Genomic DNA, 19843 nt, shown 5'->3' with positions numbered 1-19843 from the left:
ATTTATATACTACATATTACTTTTTTCTACTTATCAATCCAATTTTAGTGAACATTGTTAATAAGCACATCGATTGAAAGGACTGTCTTTCTATGAATATCAAAATGAATTTTGATTCATCATGGCAAACTGGCTTTATTGAAAAACTTGAACATGACGGACCTTGGTCTAATTGGGAGTTATATAAGCTTGCTTGTGAAGTTCAACAGCATACAGCAGTTCCTACCTTTGAAGGGTTACTAGCCCCAAATCACCTACCACATTTCACACCGCTTCCTCATCAATTACAGGTTGCTCAACGTGTGGTGGAGAATATGAATGGAAAAGCCATTTTAGCTGATGAAGTTGGCTTAGGAAAAACCATAGAAGCTGGACTCATTTTAAAGGAATATATGATTCGCGGGCTTGTAAAAAAAGTCTTGATCTTAGTACCTGCCTCTCTAGTTTCCCAGTGGGCACGAGAATTAAATGAAAAATTCTTTATACCAGCAGTAGAACAAAAGAAAAGCTATGTATGGGAGGCTTGTGATATTGTTGTTTCGTCCATTGATACAACAAAAAGGAATCCTCATCGTGATATTGTCTACAATCAAAATTATGATTTAGTGATTATTGATGAAGCTCACAAGCTGAAGAATAACAAAACAAAAAACTATGAGTTTGTACAAAATCTTAAGAGAAAATATTGCCTTTTGCTAACTGCAACTCCAGTACAAAATCGAGTAGAAGAAATCTTTAATTTAGTATCTTTACTTAAACCAGGGCACCTGGGAAATGAAGCATACTTTACAGAAGCTTTTTCTGCAAAAGAACGCTCCCTAGAAGATCACGAGCACTTACGTGAACTTATCAACAAAGTGATGATTCGAAATCGAAGAGGAGATACGGGAATCGAGTGGCCTAAACGTAATGTTGAAACAGTGCCAATTAACTTTTCAGAAACGGAGCAACATCTTTATGACACAATTACCGAATTAAAATCTTCTTCCCAATTTGCTAGTAATACTTTTTCTATCATGACCTTGCAACGAGAGGCCTGTAGTAGCAGAGAAGCAGTTTATATGACATTGAAGAAAATGCTCGACATACCAGAAGATGAAGAAGCTTCTTTGCCAAACCATATTATTAAAGACATCATGATGGCCATTGACGGTGTTACTCAAAATTCAAAGGCACTAAAAGTTGTGGAACTGATTAAAAAAATTGATGACAAGGTAATCATTTTCACTGAATATCGTGCAACTCAGTTTTATTTACAATGGTTTCTTAAACAAAATGGAATCACTTCTGTACCGTTTCGTGGCGGCTTTAAACGCGGAAAAAAAGATTGGATGAAAGAGCTCTTTAAAAATCGTGTACAAGTGTTAATAGCAACTGAGGCTGGTGGTGAAGGGATCAACCTTCAATTTTGTCATAATATCATTAACTATGATTTACCATGGAATCCGATGCGACTTGAACAGAGAATTGGACGGATTCATCGCCTCGGGCAAGAACATGATGTAAATATATACAATATGGCTACAAGAAATACAGTTGAGGAACATATCCTAACTCTTTTATATGACAAAATAAATCTGTTTGAAAAAGTGATTGGTGACCTAGATGAAATCCTCACAAGATTAGACCTTAAAAATTTCGATGAACACATACAAGACATTATGTATCATTCAAAAAGCGATCGTGAAATGAAAATCAAAATGGAAAATTTAACATCTATTCTTGATTACGCCCAACATACACAGGAACAAAGAAAAGCAGCAAGTGGAGATAAATAAATCTATACATTCTTATTTTCAATAAAACGAAAGGTGGCGATTATATGCAGCAAGAAGAAATTCATCACTTTTTGGAGAGCTTTTTCAAAGCTAATTCATGTGCTATCGTTGAAAATGAACCAGGCTATATGACGGTTCAACTTACAATTGATATGGATAAGGAACTAATGAACCGGCCTTTTTATTGGCATTACTTAGAAAAAACAAATGGAGTTCCCAATCCTATGAAGGTAACTCTCATTACAGATCAGAATCGTGCTCCAAAAGACCTGAAAGGCGAGGTTATGCACTTTGGAGCACCACGCCTGCATCAAATATTTCGCTCAACAACCACATTAGGTAGTTATATCCGACTTTTTGAACAAGCGAAGGCAACTGGTGGGAACATTCCCTTACATCCATGGATCGGTGTGAATATTTTAGTTTCTTATCAATGTGATATGAAAAAAGATGAGCTCTACTCCATTGGATTGCATTTGGTAAGTGGTACTCTTGTTGAACAATTTCAAGAAAAACTCGAAAGAATAACTCTAACTCCTAAAATACCAGATCTTTGTTTTACCATGGCTCCTCTTATTAAGCCACAAAGTGGATTGAAACGGATTGAGCAATTTATTATGCAAAAGGTAAATGAAAAGGATCAGCAATGGGCTATCTCTGCACGTAAAAGGTGGGATGAAGATCTACAGCTTTTAAATCACTTTTACGAAGATGTAGAAGAAAAACCAGATTGTTATGAATTAGAGAAAGAAGCGTTAAAGGAGCTTTATGAGCCCCAAATAAATATTTCTATTCAAAATGGTGGTATCTTTTATTTAACTCCACAAGGTTTATTTCGTTAATTATAAGTAAAGCGAAATCGCCTAGAGCAATACAAAAAAAAGAACAAAATCTAATACTTTCAATACGATATTGTTCTTTAATTGCTTTACTAGGTCGTTAGTAAATGGAATCCGTTCAATCATTCTAGTAGCTAAGGGAGTAAATCATAACAGCAAGTTTGTGCTCAACAGGTCTTGTGAAACGTGATTTTTCATCAATACTGAGGGTATTAGATTAATATTGATAGCTGGAAAAATAGCTTTAAATCGTTGGTAGGTTCAAAAGTACTTCTTGTAGGTTAAGTAAGTTGCCTTGCCGTAAATCGTTCACAGAGAATCTTTCTTTCTCCAGTACCATAAGTTTGCATCGTGCATACTTATGATACATTTCGGGAAGGTTTCTCTTTTTGCGTCTTGAAAGAGCCTCGAGGCTCTAAGGATTCAATTGTTAAGGTTTTGTAAATTATATTAAATCTAGCATACGTTATGGTGTAATTTCCCCATATTAAGTCCCTATTTCTGGGCTTCATCATGCTTTTTCATTAAGAAATCTTTATTTTCAAGAAAAAATAAATTTTATCGACAATGTTCTGCACATTTTCCAAAAACCTCCTTTTATAATATAATTAGTGAATAAGTAAGACATTCATCAAGGACTTTTGAAATGTAGTGAAGTCAGTCGCGTGACAAACTAATCAGTTCAAAGGCAAACCTATTGAAAGATAGGGACGCAAAGTCACAGATCTACAGTGGTTCTATACACACTAAGATGGCTGGGCTGCCTGGAATACAAATTAGTATTTTAGGAGGAAATTATGGAAACCGTTATGAAGGAAAGAATTATGAAGGATGGACAATTGGACCAAGAGTGGGTTGAACTGATTTTAGAGGCTTTGGAATGTGGGATTAGTGTGGAGGAGATAAAGGATTTTTTACTTACTAAAAGAGTATGATCAAACTTATATCATTTCTATTATGACTATAAAAATAAATTGTATAATTTTCCATAAATTTAGCGTTTGAAATGAGACATCTCATTTCAAACGCTTTTTATTTTTACTATTTGAATGATAAGTCGACATTTAAAAGTATTTAATAAAAGTTGTAGTTATCTTAAATTGGAATGGTCAACTTAACTCCTTTAACTAGCATTGCATTTTATTAATACATTACTCTTCTTTTTTCTAAAACATAATTTATTATGAGACCTGTAATGAATAAAATTCCACCTAGAAATAGTATATTATAGAAATTCGTAGCGGTTTCAGGTAATCTCGTTCCATCAAGCGGTACTACTCCTACTGTTCGATCCACATAAAATTTGAAGACTATCTCACTGGAAAGACCTTGAAATTCATTTCCTAAATGTGTTGGAAATTCCACTGTAAAAGTAAGACTTTCATTACCATTTTTTGATAAGCTTCTAGGGGAGAGACCTTTAAATTCAGAAAGTTTTCCATTGTATAACTCACTATTTGAATCCTTCACAATAAACGAGAGTTCATTATATAATTTTTCCGAACCTGATAGTAATTGAACTGATGTATTATAGTAAAAATCTTCAGTACTATTATTAAATACTGTTAATTCTCTGGTTAACCAATCACCAGGCTTCATATTAGATAAATTAAAGGATAAATCAATCGGAGAAAGTGATAGATCTAGTTTGTTTAAATCGTTTTGTTTAGCATCTATTTTATTAATTGGTGCAACAATCATAATGATAAGAGTAAAAAACATAAGAAAGAATAATACCTTCTTTGACATTTATTCACCCCTTCCAATTTGGAAATAGCTTACTTAAACGATTTTTTCAACATTTGAAGAATCCTTTTTATTTAAGGCTTCAATTTGAGATAGTGCACTCCAAATTGTAAATGCTGAATAAATAGCTAATAATATACCTGGTATGATGAATAAAAATGCCCCATTTTTTGAATTAGTGAAGTCCATAAAATATCCAATGTATGGAATTGTAAATCCATTATATTCTGCGACAACATTTTCAGAAAGAACCGGTTCCATATCTTCAGAATCATTGTTATCTCCCTTAGTACGGTACATAACCTGGTCGCCATTTTTTATTGTCTCTGTTATTCTATGTGTTACTAATACATTCTCTTCTTGCTTAAAAGTGATTACATCCCCCTCAGAAAATCTACTCATATCTCCTCCAGGTTTTACAGCAATAATTGATCCTGTCTTAATCCCTGGTTCCATTGAACCTGATAAGACTGTTTTGAGTTGATAACCAAAGATTTGTGGTTCTCCACCAGAAGCTTTTGATGTGACAACAACGAATACCATAAGAATTAAAGCTAAAAATAAAACTACAGTTACCATATTACTAGCCAATTTTTTTATTTTTATTGATTTCATTTTTTATCTACCTTTCTCTTCAATAGTTTCTTCCATAAGATACAAATACCTATTCTTGTTCAGTTTCTACTATTATTTCAGTTTCTTCCTGTTTAAGCGGGTCTACATGCGGTTCTACTATTCCATTCGAGACATTACGATCATCTTGTGATTCTTCCTCTTTGTGTAATGGTTGTTCCTCTATTAAAGGAATTTCATCTTGTGTATTTTTTTCCTCCAAATCTGGTGTTTCATTTTCTTCTATTGTTTCTGTCTTTCCATTCGTTTTGTTTTTTGAGTTATTACCTTTGTCAGTGTTTTTATTATGTTCATTCTCCTGGTTCTCACATGAAAGAATGATGGTACCACTCCATAAATCCTGTCTTTCATCAGGTTTATTTGCATGGTTAGGTCTCTGATATGCTTTAAATTTATAATGACCCACTTCTTCCGCCAAATAGTTCAAATAAGTGCTTTGATTTTGTTTTAAAGGCTCAATTATTCCCGAATCAATTTTCTCTCCTTTTTTAGGATTACCGTCTAAATGATAATAAACGTCAAACTCTGTTGTTCCTTTCATATCCTGATTACCTGTATTTTTTATTTCAGCTGAGATTTCTACCGGTGTACACGACTGCAATACTATGTCTTTATCATTCGTGAAGGTTAATGAACTTTTGTCATTTTCAGACTGGTCCTCACTATCTGTATCCCATGTCCCTGCCTTTATTGAAGAGGAGACATGATCGTTATCATTGAAGTAAGCCGTTGTATATGATGTCAAGTATGATGATGTGAAAATAATTATGTACCATATTGCTACTAACTGTGCCACTACTTTATATGTCTTCGACTGACGCTTGTATTTTTTTATTCGTAAGTATCGGATATTGTCCACATCCTTTTTTATGCTATAGTCAAACACTCCTCAGAATTTATAAGTCTTATAAACTCTGAGGAATAAATGAGTATTTTTATAATATAAGAGAGGCAGGAATCTCTCCCATACCCCTCTTTAAATTCGTTGATTATTTTGCTACTCCATCACCTTGCTCTGCATTAAATGTCCATGTAAGCTCTAATGAGTCTCCTTGGAATTCGTTTTGATCTTCGTCATTATCTACAAACTCATATTGTACATAAAGCTTATCTTCAGTACCAGCAGCTAGTTTTCCACCTCTTTCAGCAAGCCAATCAGAGAAGATGTTTCCTTCAATTACATCAGGAGACATAGATTTTAATTCAGCGAGAGTTGTAGAATAAATAGGTACATCTAGTTTATCTACATTCATTAAGAAATTAACTTTGATGTGTTCACCGAAATCCTCTCCGTTATCATTACCTGCATCAGTAACAGTGTAATCAGTATCCAATGTAATGGAAGCGATATCTAAAGATCCACCATTTACCAAATCAAACGAACGAAGCATTGTGTCACCTGGCTTGATATTCTCTACATCAATAATTGTTGTTGGATCAACACTTAAATCCAATGTGCCAGCTGCGAAAGTTCCCGTTGCATATGCAGAATCACTAAAGAATGCGTATGTACCCCCACCGATTAATGATAAACCTAATGCTGCTGATGCTACTCCTAAACCTAATTTCTTTTTTAAACTCATTTTTGTTTCCTCCTCTTTCCATCTAATTTTATTTTTATTTGAGTGTTCAGAAAAGAGTACCGTTCTTGTTGTCGTTCTCTTTTGTTCTCTTTAACGAATCTCACAAATTGAGTATAAAATAATCTTTTAAGGAATAAAACTACCATTTTCCGCTATTTTTTCTTTATAAAGAACAAAATCCTTATTTATGCTCTGTTAATCTCTAAATATCTCACTATTTTAATTTATTGAGAACAAAATCGTTCTTTTGAATGAACATCTATTTTTTTATACCTTAACAATGGAATTACTAACCATTTAAGCGCATATTCAATAAATATATTCCCTTATTTTCGTTCTCCATATAAAACAAACCGTTCAACATATGTTATAATATGTCTATCAAAGGAAGGTGAAGTTGACGTGATTGGCCCACGTATTAAAAAATATCGAACGCAGAAAAATTTATCTCTTTCCGAACTAGCTGAACGAGCAGGAGTTGCAAAATCATATTTAAGTTCTATTGAGCGTAACCTTCAATCAAACCCTTCTGTTCAATTCCTAGAAAAGATTTCTTCGGTGCTAGGTGTTTCTGTAAATACATTGCTTAATGAAGAAAAAGAAAGTGATCCCAAGGAACTTGATCATGACTGGATTCAATTGGTTCAGGATGCTATGAGTTCTGGTGTTTCGAAGGATCAATTTCGTGAATTTCTTGAATTTAATAAATGGAAAATTAATAACGAACATAAATAAGAGCAACAGAGAAGCTTTTTCGCTTCACCGTTGCTCTTTTCTATTTTTTAACTAAGTTTTTTATAGATAAGTCTGCCTCTCATTTGTCCGATCTTTTCATTAAGCTCTTCAATATTGATTCGATGCTCCACTACAGTACTACTTTCATACCTTAAGTCAACTCCACAATACGGACAAATCCACCTAACACACTTTGAACTGCTATAAGATTTATTGCTACATCTCTTACAAATTTTTCTGTACATTTATACACCTTCTTAAATAGACATATTATGTAGTCCTACTTAGATGAGTGCTTGCGTAATCCATACACTATGAAAACAGATGATAATCGTGTAAACAAAAGAGCCAAGTCCCGCGGCAATTTTCACAATACTATACTCAGGAATTTTGTTTAGTAGTAGAATGAAAATTAAAGTGAATGAAAGAGCAAATTTAACGAATAGGAACAGGTAAGGGTCTGTGTCTAAAATAGTTTTCATTAAAGGGTTTGCTTCTTCTATTAACTTACTTGATACGCCTATATACGTGGCAATTCCATCAATAATATTTAGTAGGGCTAAGTAATGTAAGAAAAATTTCAATTTTTTCCTCCTTCAGTCCCTCTCCCATGAGCACTATTAGTCATCTATATTCTATGTCCGTTCTTTAAACAATATAATTCTTTATAAAGAACGAGTCAACTACCAACATTTCAGAATTTTCGTATAAAATTAGAGAAAAAGAGCCATTTTTTCTACATAACGAACACTTTCCTATTCTTTTCACGTTTTTTCTAGTTTATACATACCAAATCAATACTTTTTAAAGAACATTACGTGCTATATAATGAATCTGTATAGCTACTACAACATAAAAAACATTCGAGGGGTCTTACATATGCTTGGAAAAAGATTAAGGGAGTTGAGGCAAGAAAAAGGTTATTCAATAAGTGAACTAGCAGAGCTTTCAGGAGTATCGAAGTCATACTTAAGTTATATTGAACGAGACGTCCAGAAAAACCCTTCTCTCCAATTCTTAACTAAAATTTCTAATACTCTTGAAGTCGACGTTCATGAATTAGTTGGTACTCGTTCGCCATTAATTCACCCACATGAAATCCTGAAAGATCAAGAATGGCATCAATTAATAAATTATGCTATTAAAGAAGGTATGAGTAAAAATGACTTTAAGGAATTTATTGATTTTCTCCGTTTTAAAAAATCACGGAATGAAAATAATTTTTCATAGGAGGAAAGACCAATGGGTGATGTAAAAGAGATGGAGCTTCAAGAGGAACTTGATCAGGAATGGCTATTATTGATAGAAGAAGCGAGACAGCTAGGTTTGTCATATGAAGACATTCACCATTTTTTTACATCACGAAAACCTTCCAACTAGGTCCACATAACCATAAATGATCACTACAGATTTACTCTAAATTTAATTGTATGGAGTCCTATATTTTACGTTATTGTTAGGCTGTGTTTAGTTTTTCCACTTGCCCATTAGAATGGAAGTTATGATACTAAGAAACACCCAGAAGGCTAATTACTTGTCAAAGGTCTCAAATAGCGAATGTCTGTTTGAAAACCTCACCTTACTATAGAGCTCACAAATAATGTATGAAATCCTATCTCTTGGTAAAAATATGTAGGAAGGTAGGTGGAAACTGTGAAAAAATTAATTCTTGCTTTACCTATATTTCTGGTTGCTTTTTCTACGTCACTGCCTCATTCCCCAACAGTCCAGGCAGTTTCACAAAAATCGTGGGAAGATGTTGCTGTCAAAGAAACGAAGAAGCGTTATCCAATGTCCCAAGTACTCTTTTCACAAAAGATTTGGGATAAAAAGAAAACAGATATTACTGTAAAGCAGTACCGCTTTACACTAAGAGAAGGTATGGATGATTTTTCCGTATACACAACTATAACATTTGATTCGGATTCAGGTGAAATTAAAAAAGTTCAAGTTGTTCCTGAAGCGTAGAGGCTGGGACAGAAGTGCCTGGCACCTTATCGAAACGACTATATGTACGCACTGATTTATCTAGTGCACACAATAGATTGTATCGGAGGGTGCCTGGCTCTTTGTTTTGTCCTAGCCTCTATTGTCTATTACTATATAGATTGTTGGCTTTGCCAAATATTAAGTGCCTATTTTTCTTTCTGTATCCGAAGAGCGGCTCTATCCTTTCTTGCTTATCTGCTATTACGTGCAAATAATGACTATAGTTACTAAAATTTCAGAAGCAAGTCTTGTTACTTTCCTTCTAAAGATAATTCTAGAATTTATAAATTCTTTTGTAACGAATAAAAATAGCTTATAATCTGCGACAATGGTAAAACTAAAATAATGATAATTGGATAAAATGGAATTTGCTCTTGGATAAAAGGATAATAACTCATGAGAAGAGCAGCAATAGGAGCAATATACCACATCGTAATGTATGAGTTTCTACATGCTTTTGCTGTGATAAGTTGTTCCCTTTCATCCGCTTCTTCCAGCTCCGGCGGTAGCAGAAAGGCTTTTTTTATACTATTGTGTTTATTCTTACCATATTTAATAAGATAGATCGCTATTGGCGTACATACAATGAAAAAGATCAGTATTGGAGTAAAGTTAATTGTTAGTTCCCAAGGAGGCTCTGGATTTTCTAAGACCTTTGCAAATTGGCCATGAACATCATAAAAAGTAATCATTGCCCAACCAAAAAGGATAATCGTTATTACAGTTAAAATGGCTGGTTGAAACATTTTTTTCATCTTCGTCTCCCCTTTCACTCAATCCAAAATACGTCTTCTACTTTCGAATGAAAAACCTCACAAATCTTCAGTGCCAAAAATAATGAAGGAGTATAAGAGCTTTTCTCAATTGAAGCAATCGTTTGTCGTGTTACCCCAACTTTCTTAGCCAGCTGCTCTTGAGTTAAATCAAATCTTGCTCGCAGCTCCTTAACCCTGTTTTTAAGGCTCATTCTATCACCTTCCATATATTCCTATGTTATTATTGTAAAACAAAATTAACTAAATGTATAGTTTTTTTAACATTAAGTTAAGTTTCTTTTCCTTTTGTAATGCCTCTTTTGGTTTCTAAAATCGATAAAAAATAAAAACAGCAAAGCACGTAAGATGCTTTACTGTTTTCCATTAACCCGATATTTTCTTTTCTTTATGAACAACTTAAAAGCAAAAGGGAGAACCCCAAACCAACGATTGCTATAAAACGTTGATTCTAGTTCTGTTTTCCGTTCTTCCCTTTGTTTCTTCCTCGTTTCTCTTGGAGTATCCATGAACTTAACCAGCTGTTGGGTTACATATTTTACATAATCATTTGTAGACAATGCCTCACACCTCAATAATTGTGGCCTTCTTGTCTATTTATTTCCAAACTTCATTGTTTTTAACCAGTATGGCTATTTCATTCACAATCTGCTCAATTTCTTTACCTGTAGTCTCTACCTTATAGTTGCATTCTTCGTAAAATCGAATGCGCGATTCAAACAAATCTTTTAATTGCTCTATCGTTTTTTTCTTAGCTAAAGGTCGATTCACATCTTTCTGAACTCTTTCAAAAATTGTCTGGATATCTGCACTTAGAAGAATAATTATGCCATTATTTTTCATCCAAGTCCGATTCTCTTCTTTCATCACAATGCCACCACCTGTTGTAATGATAGCATTTCTTTGAGGCATTTCTTTTAAAATTGCTGATTCTTGATGACGAAAGTAGGCTTCACCGTATTCAGAAAAAATTTTCTTAATTTCCATATTTAACTTTTTTTCAATTTCCTGATCTGTATCAATCACAGGGATGTTAAGGTTTTTTGATAATCCTTCTCCAATTGTCGTTTTTCCGACTCCCATAAATCCAGTTAAATAAATAGCCTTCACATGTATCCCTCACGTTTTTCTTTCTACCATACCAAATTAATTGACTTCAGACCATAAATTTATCGTCTTTTGTGAAAGACTATATTGAAAAGCTACCTTCTTTGTTCTGTTCGTTTTGGTCATGCAATGGAGAGATATATCAACAGTATCACTTGTAACCTTGTTTACTTTAATGGTAAAACGACCATTACTTGTTTCGATTGTTTCACTCTGATCTATTAGGGTTTCTTTATCAGGTAACGTCAATCTTTGAATTGAATATGTGGTTGCAAGTAAAACCAAATTTTCGAGAATATAGTGCTGTTCTGTTTCAAAATAGAACTTTTTTTCATTCATGTGAGAGCTCGCCACATAGGCTACAACAAGTAAGCAAAATAAAACGACTACCATTGTTGTAGGGAGAATAAATCCTTTTTCACGTTTCATTCACTTTCATATCCTTTATTCTTCTAAATGTAAATTGATATGGTTTACCTGATAAACTTTCAACAATTAATTTAACACCCGTATCAGTTTGTTGAAAAGTTATAGCCTTTACTTTTAGTAGTAAAATTTCATGCCCTAAGCCATTTACCTGTCTTCTTATTACATCTTGATATTTATGAATGGTTATTTTGTCATTATCCTGATTTTCAAAAACAAGAACATTTTTTTCTATTCTAATATTTTCAACATCATTTAACTCTTTTTTTAATAATACAATAAATAACTCCCACTCGAATGGATTTAGATCTCCTTCATATTTTGAACTAGCCACCAAATAAGATAAGATAATTGACAACGATGAAATGATTAGTGAATAAATAAGAAACGAAAAAAGAAGATTTAGAAAAGTAAGGCCTTGTTCATTTTTGAAAGAAGAAACAGGATGATTCTTCTTTATTTGATGTATTTTCCCATTCAAGACACGCTTGATGATAAGGTACCCCCTCTTTAATAAACAATTTATACTCGATTTGATTTTTCAAAATAACTTTCTCCTCTGGTAATTGATGTTCAATCATAATTAATTGTGTTTCTTCATGAAGAATGCGATGTGCGTCAACTGATCTCATTGTATTCTCTCTCTCTTTTACAATGAGGACCATTTGAGGGACTAGTATAGTAACAATAAGTAGCCACATACTTAAAGCAGAAATGGATTCTGAGAGAGTGAAACCATTAGATTTTCTCAATTTTCACCCTTCCCTTTCCAAGGTATACAACAAGACGATATGTGTCTTTAGCATGTTTAACCAGTATTGTTCCACTTTTACTAATGGAGCCGAAGTTATTATATATCACTCGATTTTCAAGCGTAGCCCCCTCAATTGAGATAGAGGATGGATAAGACCTAGCAAGAATCTTAACGCCAAGGCTATGTGTTACATAGTACTTTTTTTCACTTTCAGAAAATAATATGATAACTGTTTTTCCATTTACTAGTGCGTATTGTTGGGAAAATAATAAATCATCATGTAATGTGTTTAAAAATGTTTCAATCGTTTTCTGTTTATGGATTGTTGTTATATTTATCAGGAGGACCATACTCATAATACTAACTATACTTAATACAATTAAGCTCTCTAGTAATGTAAACCCTCTTTGTTTATTCGCCTGAAGGTGGCGCACTTGCTGTTACTTCTCCATTTGCTGATATTTGTATAATATTTCCGTTAGGGCATTTCTGATTTGGCTTGAGGTAATTCGCAGCAACTAAATCGGTCATCGTTGGCTTCTTAGCATGATCAATTTCATAAGCTGTAACTTGTGCTTGAACCATATTTACTAAACCGTCACACCCTTTTGATTGAATATTGGTATTATGTTTTGCAACATTTGGGATTGTAATTAAAAGTAACACCGATATGACGAGTAATACGATAAGCATTTCAATGAGTGTAAAACCTTTTTCGTTATTCATTCATAGACCTCCTAAATAGTTTCCATCATTTTATACATTGGTAAAAGCATTGATAAGTAGACAAAAAGGACAATTATCCCTACGAAACCAAAAATAATTGGTTGAAGCATCGCCATCACTTTGGCTAGGCGGGTATCCACAGATTCCATTAATAATTGGCTATATGTATATAATTCTCTAGCCAATTTGCCATTAGCTTGTCCATGTAGAATGACAAGTGAAAGTTCGGGTTCATAATAACCACGTTCTTTTATCATCATATGAAGCTTTTCGCCGGTTTTTAATTTTTCTATAAGGTAATCACCCTCCATTTTAAAGAACGGTATGAAGCTTTGGGATTGAAACACTTTAAGGCTCTCAAATGTAGATAACCCCCCCTTTAATAACGTACTTAATTGCATTGCAAAAAAGTAACTATTAAACATACTCATGACTTTTCTGACTATTGGGATCCTGTATATAATGTGCATTTTCACTTCTATTGGTTTTCGGCGAAAGAAAAGAATATAATAAACAATAGAGACTGTAAGTAATATACCCACTGCTATCCCAGTCCATTTTAAAAGTCCAAATACAACTAATAAAAAGATGGAAAAGAACGATGCTTCAATATTCATTGTTTCATATAACTGATTGAATTGCGGAGTTACCACAGCTTGAACAATTGTTAAGATAAAGCCTACTGTGATAAGTAAAAAAACGGGATAACGCAAAATTTTCATAAACTTTTCAGTGTTCGTCACTTTTCGATCTAACATAGCACTACATTCACGTAGGGCAAATTCCAAATCACCGTGTTTTTCAGCGAAATATAGATAACTAAGCACATCTCTATGAAAATGGATGAATGTAAGGACTTGCCGAAATGAATTTCCAGCCGATAGCTGTTGGATACTGTTAAATAAGTCTTCCTTTCGTTCTTTCGACTCATTAACATATAAGAAATGAAGTGCCTCATTTAATGTATATCCTTTATCTAAAAGACTACTAAGTCTGCTTAGAAAAAAAGCTTGTTGCTTAAGTGACCAATTTTTCTTACTCCTCATGTTTAAACACCCAACGGTCGTAAGAGTTTGGATAGAGATATCCTAATGCAATTCCTTTTTTTATCACATCCTTTAAAGTAGGATATGAATATTCTGCAACCTCTCCTTTCGCCTCTTTCATAACAGATGTTAAATTTTTCCCATATAATAATTCATAAACACTTAACCTTCTTTTTCTCCTTAACTTTTTACAATAGGGAGAACAGGCATCTTCGCAAAAAGGGCATTTAAGCTGTACAAGACGTTGAGCTGTAACAGCTACTAACGTTTGTTCAATTTCTGATAAGCTTACGTCAAATTCAAGTAACCGATAAATCGCTCCTTTCGCATCTCTTGTATGCATAGTAGATAAAACTAAGTGTCCTGTCATACTTGCTCTTATGGCAATTTGAGCTGTCTCATGGTCCCTAATTTCTCCGACCATAATAATGTCAGGGTCATGTCTTAGAATTGCCTTTAGACCTGCAGCATAGGTAATACCTGCTTTCTCATTAACCTGTACCTGCATTACTTCTTCACTCTTCGTTTCAACTGGGTCTTCTAATGTAATGATGTTTCTATTAAAATGCTGCTTTGCATAGTGGATGAGTGAATACAGAGTTGTGGTTTTACCCGAGCCAGTAGGACCTGTAAAGATCATTAACCCATGAGAATGATTCAAAATTGAGAGTAATCTCTTAGTTGTTGTTGGAAATAAAGATAGATGGTCTATATGTGGGATTTTCTCTTGAGGTAGAATTCGAATGACTAAGCTTTCTTCATGAATAGTTGGTAAGGTTGATAAGCGAAGGTTGACCTTAACATTGGGTGTTGCAAACGTTAATGATCCATTTTGAGGTCTTCTTTTCTCACCAATATCCATTGATGCAAGAAATTTAAGATGTGAAATCATTCTTTCACTGAGTTCTTTTTTCATGTAGTGTTTTTCTAATAAATCATCATCAATTCGGAATTGCACTAAGGTTTCATATTCTTTAGGGATAATGTGTATGTCTGACGCTCTTAATGAACAAGCTTCTTCTATCATTCTCTCACTCAACTGCTCAATTGCTTGCAACGTTTCTTTTCAACTCCTTTTTGTCTATCTGAAGAGATTGTACAAAATACTAAATTTTATTGCACATCATTAAAATAGATAAATTCTCTTTGCTTTTTCTTTTTCAGATGCTCAAAAGAAAAAAATTAATAAGTAGAACTTCTATTTTTGTTATAAATAATGGAAAAATGAACATACTAAAAAAAGTATTGGGCTATAGCCAAGCGGTAAGGCAACGGACTTTGACTCCGTCATGCGTTGGTTCGAATCCAGCTAGCCCAGTTTGAACCTAAATAAAAATACCTTAATTAGTCCTGCAAGACAAGGTAAGACTGATTAACGTGTATCTAGTTTAATAAGAATTTTTTCTGAAAGATTTGTGCTAACGGTCATAATGATTAGGCAAGAAACCGTGTATTTAACTAAAAAGATGAGTCTAAGACTTCATAATTTTCCTTTATTTTACTTAAATAAAAAAAGGATGGCTCTACTTAGGTTAGTCGACTGATTTAGCGTGAAGAACTACTAAGTCAGTAAAGACCTTCCTGTATAGAGACATCCTTTTTTCCTTGATAACTAAGAGACAGAGCGCTGAAAATCATGCTTACGAGCTACTTTACTCAATTGTTGTGGACTATATCCAATAATTAACTTACTACCATCTGTTATGATGGGTCTACGTAATAGCTTAGGTTCTTTTATTAAAAGCTTAAGAACTTCAGATAAACTCAATTCGTTAATATCCACATTAAGTTCCTTATACGTTTGACTTCTAGTAGCTAAGATTTCATCAATACCTTCTGTAGTTAGAGAGAGTATTTTTTTTAGTTCGTTTAAATTGGGGGTATCTTTAAAAAGATGCCTTTCTTGAAAATCGACATTATGAGCTTTCAGCCAATGTTTTGTTTTTCTACATGATGTACAACTTGGATAACTGTAAAACGTCAATTCACTCACATTAAGTCCTCCTAAGTGTTTAATTTGATAAGTATATAGTCTTTGTATAACCTATTGTACATTATTTGTATAATTTATGTATACTGTTTTACTTTGTTATTTTATGAACTTTTTATTACAGTTAGAAGGATTGCTTTCAGCCTTGATGAGTTTTGTAAACGCTATTTACATTTATATCGTGGGTACATTATAATAATGAGAGTGATATCCAAATATATATTTGATGTCAAAGCTATCATACTGGGGTTTTAAACTGTAAAAATGAAAGCTTGATTGGTTATCATGATTAATTCCAATGAAGCTTGATGCAAAGTCAACAAAGGAGGGATACATATGGATCGTATGTTCCGAGTATTAGGGTTTTGGACAGGAATCTTCGCTGTTATGTTTTACTTAGGTGACATGAAGACAACTTCCTTGCTGTTTTTCGGACAAACTGGATTTTTTGTTTTCTTATCTTACTTAAAATTATCTGAGCGCATGTACATTTATATCTTTGGTGCTTATTTAACCATTTTCTTTGTCGGTTTTACTTACTGGACAACATTTATGATGATTCCAGGACAAAATATGGGCCATTAAAAAAACAGGAAGTCCTTAAAGGACTTCCTGTTTTTTTGTTTCATTGTTTCATTAGGTTGTTTTTGTAAACGTGGTTGTTTAAAATCATTTGAGAAAACAGCTGGACATCTTTTCTTCTTATACTACATTATTAATTATTTAACACACTATTACTAATTAATTTCTAGTTGATTAGCAACAATCTTTTAGAAACGAGCCTTTTCGTTAAAAGCCATTTAAAAATGGATTTGTATCCATTTCCTGTTCAATTGTTGTTTCTGGACCATGCCCTGACAAAACAAGTGTTTCTTCAGGCAAAGATAGGAGCTTGTCATGAATACTTTTTACTAGTTGCTCATGGTTACCACCTGGTAAGTCTGTCCTGCCAATACTACCTGCAAATAAGGCATCACCAGCAAAGACAACACCTTCTTCCTTAGAATAAAAAGAAACACTTCCTGGAGAGTGTCCCGGTGTTTCGAAAACCTTCAATGTAAAGGAACCCAATTGGATTTCACCCTCAGCTTGAATCAGTTCATCTGGATTGTTTACTTTTACAGAACCAGCCATAAAATATTCCGAACCATTTAAAGAGGGGTCACCAAGCCAATCTTTTTCTTTCTTATGTACATAAACAGGAATCTTAAATTCTGCCTTTACTTCATCTACAGCACCTATGTGATCGAAATGCGCATGCGTTAATAAGATTGCCACTGGAATCAGGTGTTGTTTTTGAACAAGTGAGATAAGCTTTTTTGCCTCTCCGCCTGGATCAATGATTAAACATTCTTTTTGATTGTTTGAAAATAAATAACAGTTTGTTTGTAATGGACCTAAAGGTAATCTTCGCCAACTCATGTCTTTCCCTCCAATTATTCTTTACTATCTATTGTACACCATTATGATCCTTAGAGCCCCTATTCGTAAGCATTGTTTCTGTCATGTACTTTAACAACTTGAAAAGCACTCGACAAACTCCATGAAAACGATTAAAATATTAACAGAACTTGTTTTGTATCTTGTCTAGATCTATTTTATATTGATACAATGAAAATGATTACATAGAGTAAGGGGGCTTCTTAATGGGCTTAGTCGTTATTTTTGCACTTGTAACTATTCTAGGTATTTTTGGATTTATCCGTTCTCTTAAAGAAAAAAACCTTCTTGGTGCCTTTTTCGCATTTGGTACTTTTGCCGTTTTCGGATGGTTTGCAGTGATGACAATTATTCACCATGGTTTTCCTACTACACACTAATTTTAGCAACCTGTGTAGGAGTAAGACAACAGCAATGAATTTTTACTACCTTTTAAAAAGAAGTCCTTCCTTGAAGGACTTCTTTTTTGTATGACTAAGTGATGTGATAATTAAAGCTCATGCTCTAGCCAATTAGGTTAAAATAGCTCAGGCAGGCTATTCTTTTTCATGATCTGTCAAAAGCTATTTTAGCGATTTAGTGTTTATAAATGCCTATTTACACTTTCAAGCTTACTACTCATGGTTGATTTTTTATCACGTCTATCATCTATTCGGATATTTGTTGCTACACGATTAATTCCTTTATGGAAAGGGGCTTCATGGATTGCTGCTACAACTTCTAATAAAGTGGGTAACTCACCCTCTATTAGTGTATTCATAGGTGTCAACTGATAGTGAATTTTACCTTCTGCTTCATATTTATTCAGAATTTTCTGTATATCAGCGACGTATTCACTAACACTAGGTGAATTGGTGCCAATTGGAATAACTGTTATATCTACGATGGCCATTGTCATCTTCCTTCCTATTTAAAAATAATCAGGTCTTCCATCCTGTCATCTTCTAACTTTATCACTTTTTCTAATCTTGCACCATATAACGCATAATCTCCTTTCGGTGATAGACGAATTGGTAAATTATCAATATTTTCAAGTACAGTTCTCTTTTCTTTATTTTCAATGCTATATGAAACAAGAGAAAAAGAGGTTTTTTCAATATTTACTTCTAATAAATAAAAGATATCATTTTTAACGTCTAAGTCATGGTAAGGAATTGACCAATCTGAATATAAAGAAACAAGTCTTGTTGGCATTTCCCCAACCTTCTGTAAACCGTCTGAGCGATAAAACCTGACAGCGGCATCTCCTTCTTCGTTCCCTAACTCAATAGAGGTAATGTAACCTTCATAGTTCGTATTTGCGACCACTTCATTAGCAACTAATGCTTCCTGTTGATTTTGACCATTGTATCGATATAAAGGTGCTGTTAAGGATGGGGTGCTATCATCCCATTCAATCGTTGTATAGCTAGTTTCATCAATCCACTGAATAAAGGGAACAGCAATAGAATCTTTCACTATAGAGTTCTTTTTAGGATCAATAACATATGTATGATATGTCCAATCTTCGTTAAAGCTTGATACAAATAACTGGCTAGTAACCATGTGGTTCCACGTATAGTTAAGTTCAGTAGATGCTACACTCGTTTCATAAACTACTTCCCCATTCTGATTCATGAAAATTAATTCTGCTTCATAGCTTGAAGGACTTGTATGTATTAAAAATAAGGATTGATCAGCATTTGCCATTACTTGTACGATTGGATGCTCTGATTGAAAAAACAGATCTGATTGTCCATTAAAAATTTGATATGTAAAGACGGCTGCCCCACTTGCATTATTAGTAATATACAAAATTTCTTGATTGTTTTTCCATCCAGCAACTGAATGAAACTCCATTTCATCAAGAGAAATAGGCTTTATGACTTCCTGTAGATCTTGACTTTCCTTTTCAGTATGAAGGGTTGAATTATCTTCTTCAGAAAGTAGATTTTGATCATCCTCTTGTTGATGAGATGGCGTACAGCCAGTTGTAACTAGGAAGATTAGTAGACTTATGATACTTAATTTTGTGAATCTCATCAACTTCAATTACACCCCTTGCTAATTATCTATCTTTTTTCTACTCAATACTTATACGTATACGTTCGAAAAAGGTTTCATCATACTAGAATGTATTTGAGAGAATTTGTCTATTTTCGTGCAACAAGTTACCTACACCCATAGAGAAATACATTCACTTTCCCTTAGGAAAAAAATAGATCCTTTTTATCCTTGGATAAAATTAGATCCTTGTTATCCTTGGATAAAATTAGATCCTTTTTATCCTTGAATAAGC

29 protein-coding genes, 1 tRNA gene and 1 riboswitch are annotated in these 19843 nt (G+C 33.6%); of the genes, 10 read left to right on the top strand and 20 right to left on the bottom strand.

All coding sequences use genetic code 11. The features are described 5' to 3' along the window. Positions 1 to 92: 92 nt before the first annotated feature. The 3 genes from A9C19_RS06605 (at position 93) to A9C19_RS06595 (ending at position 3552) form a co-directional block, all read left to right on the top strand. Positions 93 to 1778 carry a DEAD/DEAH box helicase gene (locus A9C19_RS06605; RefSeq protein ID WP_072579204.1) on the top strand — a complete coding sequence of 562 codons (1686 nt, stop codon included), beginning with the start codon at positions 93 to 95 and terminating at the stop codon, positions 1776 to 1778. A gap of 44 nt (positions 1779 to 1822) precedes the next feature. Then, on the top strand, positions 1823 to 2620 hold the full coding sequence (locus tag A9C19_RS06600; protein ID WP_072579203.1) for a YqhG family protein: 798 nt from the start codon (positions 1823 to 1825) through the stop codon (positions 2618 to 2620). 674 nt (positions 2621 to 3294) lie between these two features. Continuing rightward, positions 3295 to 3385, top strand: a riboswitch (cyclic di-GMP riboswitch). Positions 3386 to 3426: 41 nt separating this feature from the next. Further along, complete coding sequence (locus tag A9C19_RS06595) at positions 3427 to 3552, top strand: anti-repressor SinI family protein (protein WP_145925825.1); 126 nt, start codon at positions 3427 to 3429, stop codon at positions 3550 to 3552. A gap of 208 nt (positions 3553 to 3760) precedes the next feature. Here the strand turns inward: A9C19_RS06595 and A9C19_RS06590 are convergent, their stop codons facing one another. The 4 genes from A9C19_RS06590 to A9C19_RS06575 all read right to left on the bottom strand — a co-directional run bounded on the left by A9C19_RS06590 (position 3761) and on the right by A9C19_RS06575 (position 6579). Further along, positions 3761 to 4366 (bottom strand): M73 family metallopeptidase, encoded by a 606-nt coding sequence (locus A9C19_RS06590; RefSeq protein ID WP_072579202.1) that lies wholly within the window; start codon positions 4364 to 4366, stop codon positions 3761 to 3763. Positions 4367 to 4399: 33 nt separating this feature from the next. Next, the gene (gene sipW / locus A9C19_RS06585; RefSeq protein WP_072579201.1) at positions 4400 to 4978 is read right to left on the bottom strand and encodes a signal peptidase I SipW; all 579 of its coding nucleotides are present in this window, start codon (positions 4976 to 4978) and stop codon (positions 4400 to 4402) included. A gap of 49 nt (positions 4979 to 5027) precedes the next feature. Beyond that, entirely contained in the window at positions 5028 to 5855 is an 828-nt protein-coding gene (gene tapA / locus A9C19_RS06580) for an amyloid fiber anchoring/assembly protein TapA (protein ID WP_072579200.1), read from the bottom strand. Between the two features lie 130 nt (positions 5856 to 5985). Beyond that, positions 5986 to 6579 (bottom strand): CalY family protein, encoded by a 594-nt coding sequence (locus A9C19_RS06575; RefSeq protein WP_072579199.1) that lies wholly within the window; start codon positions 6577 to 6579, stop codon positions 5986 to 5988. A 402-nt stretch (positions 6580 to 6981) separates the two neighbouring features. Between A9C19_RS06575 and A9C19_RS06570 the strand changes: the two genes are divergently transcribed. Further along, positions 6982 to 7314 carry a helix-turn-helix domain-containing protein gene (locus tag A9C19_RS06570; RefSeq protein ID WP_072579198.1) on the top strand — a complete coding sequence of 111 codons (333 nt, stop codon included), beginning with the start codon at positions 6982 to 6984 and terminating at the stop codon, positions 7312 to 7314. A gap of 284 nt (positions 7315 to 7598) precedes the next feature. Here the strand turns inward: A9C19_RS06570 and A9C19_RS06565 are convergent, their stop codons facing one another. After that, positions 7599 to 7898 (bottom strand): DUF5658 family protein, encoded by a 300-nt coding sequence (locus tag A9C19_RS06565; protein WP_072579197.1) that lies wholly within the window; start codon positions 7896 to 7898, stop codon positions 7599 to 7601. A gap of 295 nt (positions 7899 to 8193) precedes the next feature. Between A9C19_RS06565 and A9C19_RS06560 the strand changes: the two genes are divergently transcribed. From A9C19_RS06560 to A9C19_RS06550, 3 genes are all read left to right on the top strand, one after another. Continuing rightward, complete coding sequence (locus A9C19_RS06560) at positions 8194 to 8544, top strand: helix-turn-helix domain-containing protein (RefSeq protein WP_072579196.1); 351 nt, start codon at positions 8194 to 8196, stop codon at positions 8542 to 8544. Positions 8545 to 8556: 12 nt separating this feature from the next. Beyond that, on the top strand, positions 8557 to 8694 hold the full coding sequence (gene sinI / locus A9C19_RS21320) for a DNA-binding anti-repressor SinI (RefSeq protein WP_099092744.1): 138 nt from the start codon (positions 8557 to 8559) through the stop codon (positions 8692 to 8694). 273 nt (positions 8695 to 8967) lie between these two features. Then, a complete protein-coding gene (locus A9C19_RS06550; protein WP_072579195.1) occupies positions 8968 to 9282 on the top strand; it encodes a DUF3889 domain-containing protein in 315 nt (104 codons plus the stop codon). Positions 9283 to 9584: 302 nt separating this feature from the next. On the opposite strand, the gene A9C19_RS06545 is transcribed toward A9C19_RS06550, so the two are convergent. From A9C19_RS06545 to comGA, 11 genes are all read right to left on the bottom strand, one after another. Further along, positions 9585 to 10058 (bottom strand): hypothetical protein, encoded by a 474-nt coding sequence (locus A9C19_RS06545; RefSeq protein WP_083584307.1) that lies wholly within the window; start codon positions 10056 to 10058, stop codon positions 9585 to 9587. 14 nt (positions 10059 to 10072) lie between these two features. Further along, on the bottom strand, positions 10073 to 10270 hold the full coding sequence (locus tag A9C19_RS06540; protein ID WP_083584306.1) for a helix-turn-helix transcriptional regulator: 198 nt from the start codon (positions 10268 to 10270) through the stop codon (positions 10073 to 10075). Positions 10271 to 10429: 159 nt separating this feature from the next. Then, complete coding sequence (locus tag A9C19_RS06535; RefSeq protein ID WP_072581772.1) at positions 10430 to 10636, bottom strand: YqzE family protein; 207 nt, start codon at positions 10634 to 10636, stop codon at positions 10430 to 10432. Between the two features lie 37 nt (positions 10637 to 10673). Further along, positions 10674 to 11186: a shikimate kinase gene (locus A9C19_RS06530; RefSeq protein ID WP_072579193.1), complete on the bottom strand. Its 513-nt coding sequence runs from the start codon at positions 11184 to 11186 to the stop codon at positions 10674 to 10676. 36 nt (positions 11187 to 11222) lie between these two features. After that, positions 11223 to 11612, bottom strand: coding sequence for a competence type IV pilus minor pilin ComGG (comGG, locus tag A9C19_RS06525; protein WP_072579192.1), 390 nt, complete (start codon positions 11610 to 11612; stop codon positions 11223 to 11225). Next, positions 11602 to 12090 (bottom strand): competence type IV pilus minor pilin ComGF, encoded by a 489-nt coding sequence (comGF, locus tag A9C19_RS06520; RefSeq protein WP_072579191.1) that lies wholly within the window; start codon positions 12088 to 12090, stop codon positions 11602 to 11604. Before comGF ends, comGG begins: the two co-directional genes overlap by 11 nt. Beyond that, positions 12032 to 12361, bottom strand: a complete 330-nt coding sequence (comGE, locus tag A9C19_RS21475; protein ID WP_072579190.1) for a competence type IV pilus minor pilin ComGE — start codon at positions 12359 to 12361, stop codon at positions 12032 to 12034. The genes comGF and comGE overlap by 59 nt, the downstream gene beginning before the upstream one ends. Then, a complete protein-coding gene (gene comGD / locus A9C19_RS06510; RefSeq protein ID WP_072579189.1) occupies positions 12348 to 12797 on the bottom strand; it encodes a competence type IV pilus minor pilin ComGD in 450 nt (149 codons plus the stop codon). Before comGD ends, comGE begins: the two co-directional genes overlap by 14 nt. Beyond that, positions 12775 to 13089, bottom strand: a complete 315-nt coding sequence (comGC, locus tag A9C19_RS06505) for a competence type IV pilus major pilin ComGC (protein WP_072579188.1) — start codon at positions 13087 to 13089, stop codon at positions 12775 to 12777. Before comGC ends, comGD begins: the two co-directional genes overlap by 23 nt. A gap of 11 nt (positions 13090 to 13100) precedes the next feature. Next, positions 13101 to 14135 (bottom strand): competence type IV pilus assembly protein ComGB, encoded by a 1035-nt coding sequence (comGB, locus tag A9C19_RS06500; RefSeq protein ID WP_072579187.1) that lies wholly within the window; start codon positions 14133 to 14135, stop codon positions 13101 to 13103. Then, positions 14125 to 15192 (bottom strand): competence type IV pilus ATPase ComGA, encoded by a 1068-nt coding sequence (gene comGA, locus A9C19_RS06495; RefSeq protein WP_099092742.1) that lies wholly within the window; start codon positions 15190 to 15192, stop codon positions 14125 to 14127. The genes comGB and comGA overlap by 11 nt, the downstream gene beginning before the upstream one ends. A 189-nt stretch (positions 15193 to 15381) precedes the next feature. Here comGA and A9C19_RS06490 point away from each other — a divergent pair. Beyond that, a tRNA-Gln gene (locus A9C19_RS06490) sits at positions 15382 to 15453 on the top strand. Between the two features lie 294 nt (positions 15454 to 15747). On the opposite strand, the gene A9C19_RS06485 is transcribed toward A9C19_RS06490, so the two are convergent. Continuing rightward, positions 15748 to 16128, bottom strand: coding sequence for a Spx/MgsR family RNA polymerase-binding regulatory protein (locus A9C19_RS06485; protein WP_072579186.1), 381 nt, complete (start codon positions 16126 to 16128; stop codon positions 15748 to 15750). A gap of 333 nt (positions 16129 to 16461) precedes the next feature. On the opposite strand from A9C19_RS06485, the gene A9C19_RS06480 reads away from it, so the two are divergent. Then, the gene (locus tag A9C19_RS06480; protein WP_026558763.1) at positions 16462 to 16710 is read left to right on the top strand and encodes a DUF2626 domain-containing protein; all 249 of its coding nucleotides are present in this window, start codon (positions 16462 to 16464) and stop codon (positions 16708 to 16710) included. A 204-nt stretch (positions 16711 to 16914) separates the two neighbouring features. Here A9C19_RS06480 and A9C19_RS06475 read toward each other — a convergent pair whose 3' ends face one another. Then, positions 16915 to 17547 carry an MBL fold metallo-hydrolase gene (locus A9C19_RS06475; RefSeq protein WP_072579185.1) on the bottom strand — a complete coding sequence of 211 codons (633 nt, stop codon included), beginning with the start codon at positions 17545 to 17547 and terminating at the stop codon, positions 16915 to 16917. A 224-nt stretch (positions 17548 to 17771) separates the two neighbouring features. On the opposite strand from A9C19_RS06475, the gene A9C19_RS06470 reads away from it, so the two are divergent. Then, a complete protein-coding gene (locus A9C19_RS06470; RefSeq protein WP_072579184.1) occupies positions 17772 to 17945 on the top strand; it encodes a DUF2759 domain-containing protein in 174 nt (57 codons plus the stop codon). 203 nt (positions 17946 to 18148) lie between these two features. Here A9C19_RS06470 and A9C19_RS06465 read toward each other — a convergent pair whose 3' ends face one another. Further along, positions 18149 to 18457 carry an MTH1187 family thiamine-binding protein gene (locus A9C19_RS06465; RefSeq protein WP_072579183.1) on the bottom strand — a complete coding sequence of 103 codons (309 nt, stop codon included), beginning with the start codon at positions 18455 to 18457 and terminating at the stop codon, positions 18149 to 18151. A 14-nt stretch (positions 18458 to 18471) separates the two neighbouring features. After that, a complete protein-coding gene (locus tag A9C19_RS06460) occupies positions 18472 to 19587 on the bottom strand; it encodes a YqgU-like beta propeller domain-containing protein (RefSeq protein ID WP_072579182.1) in 1116 nt (371 codons plus the stop codon). Positions 19588 to 19843: the final 256 nt, after the last annotated feature.

Source organism: Bacillus weihaiensis (assembly GCF_001889165.1).
Taxonomy (GTDB): domain Bacteria; phylum Bacillota; class Bacilli; order Bacillales; family Bacillaceae; genus Metabacillus; species Metabacillus weihaiensis.
This window is presented reverse-complemented; position numbering and strand designations above follow the sequence as displayed.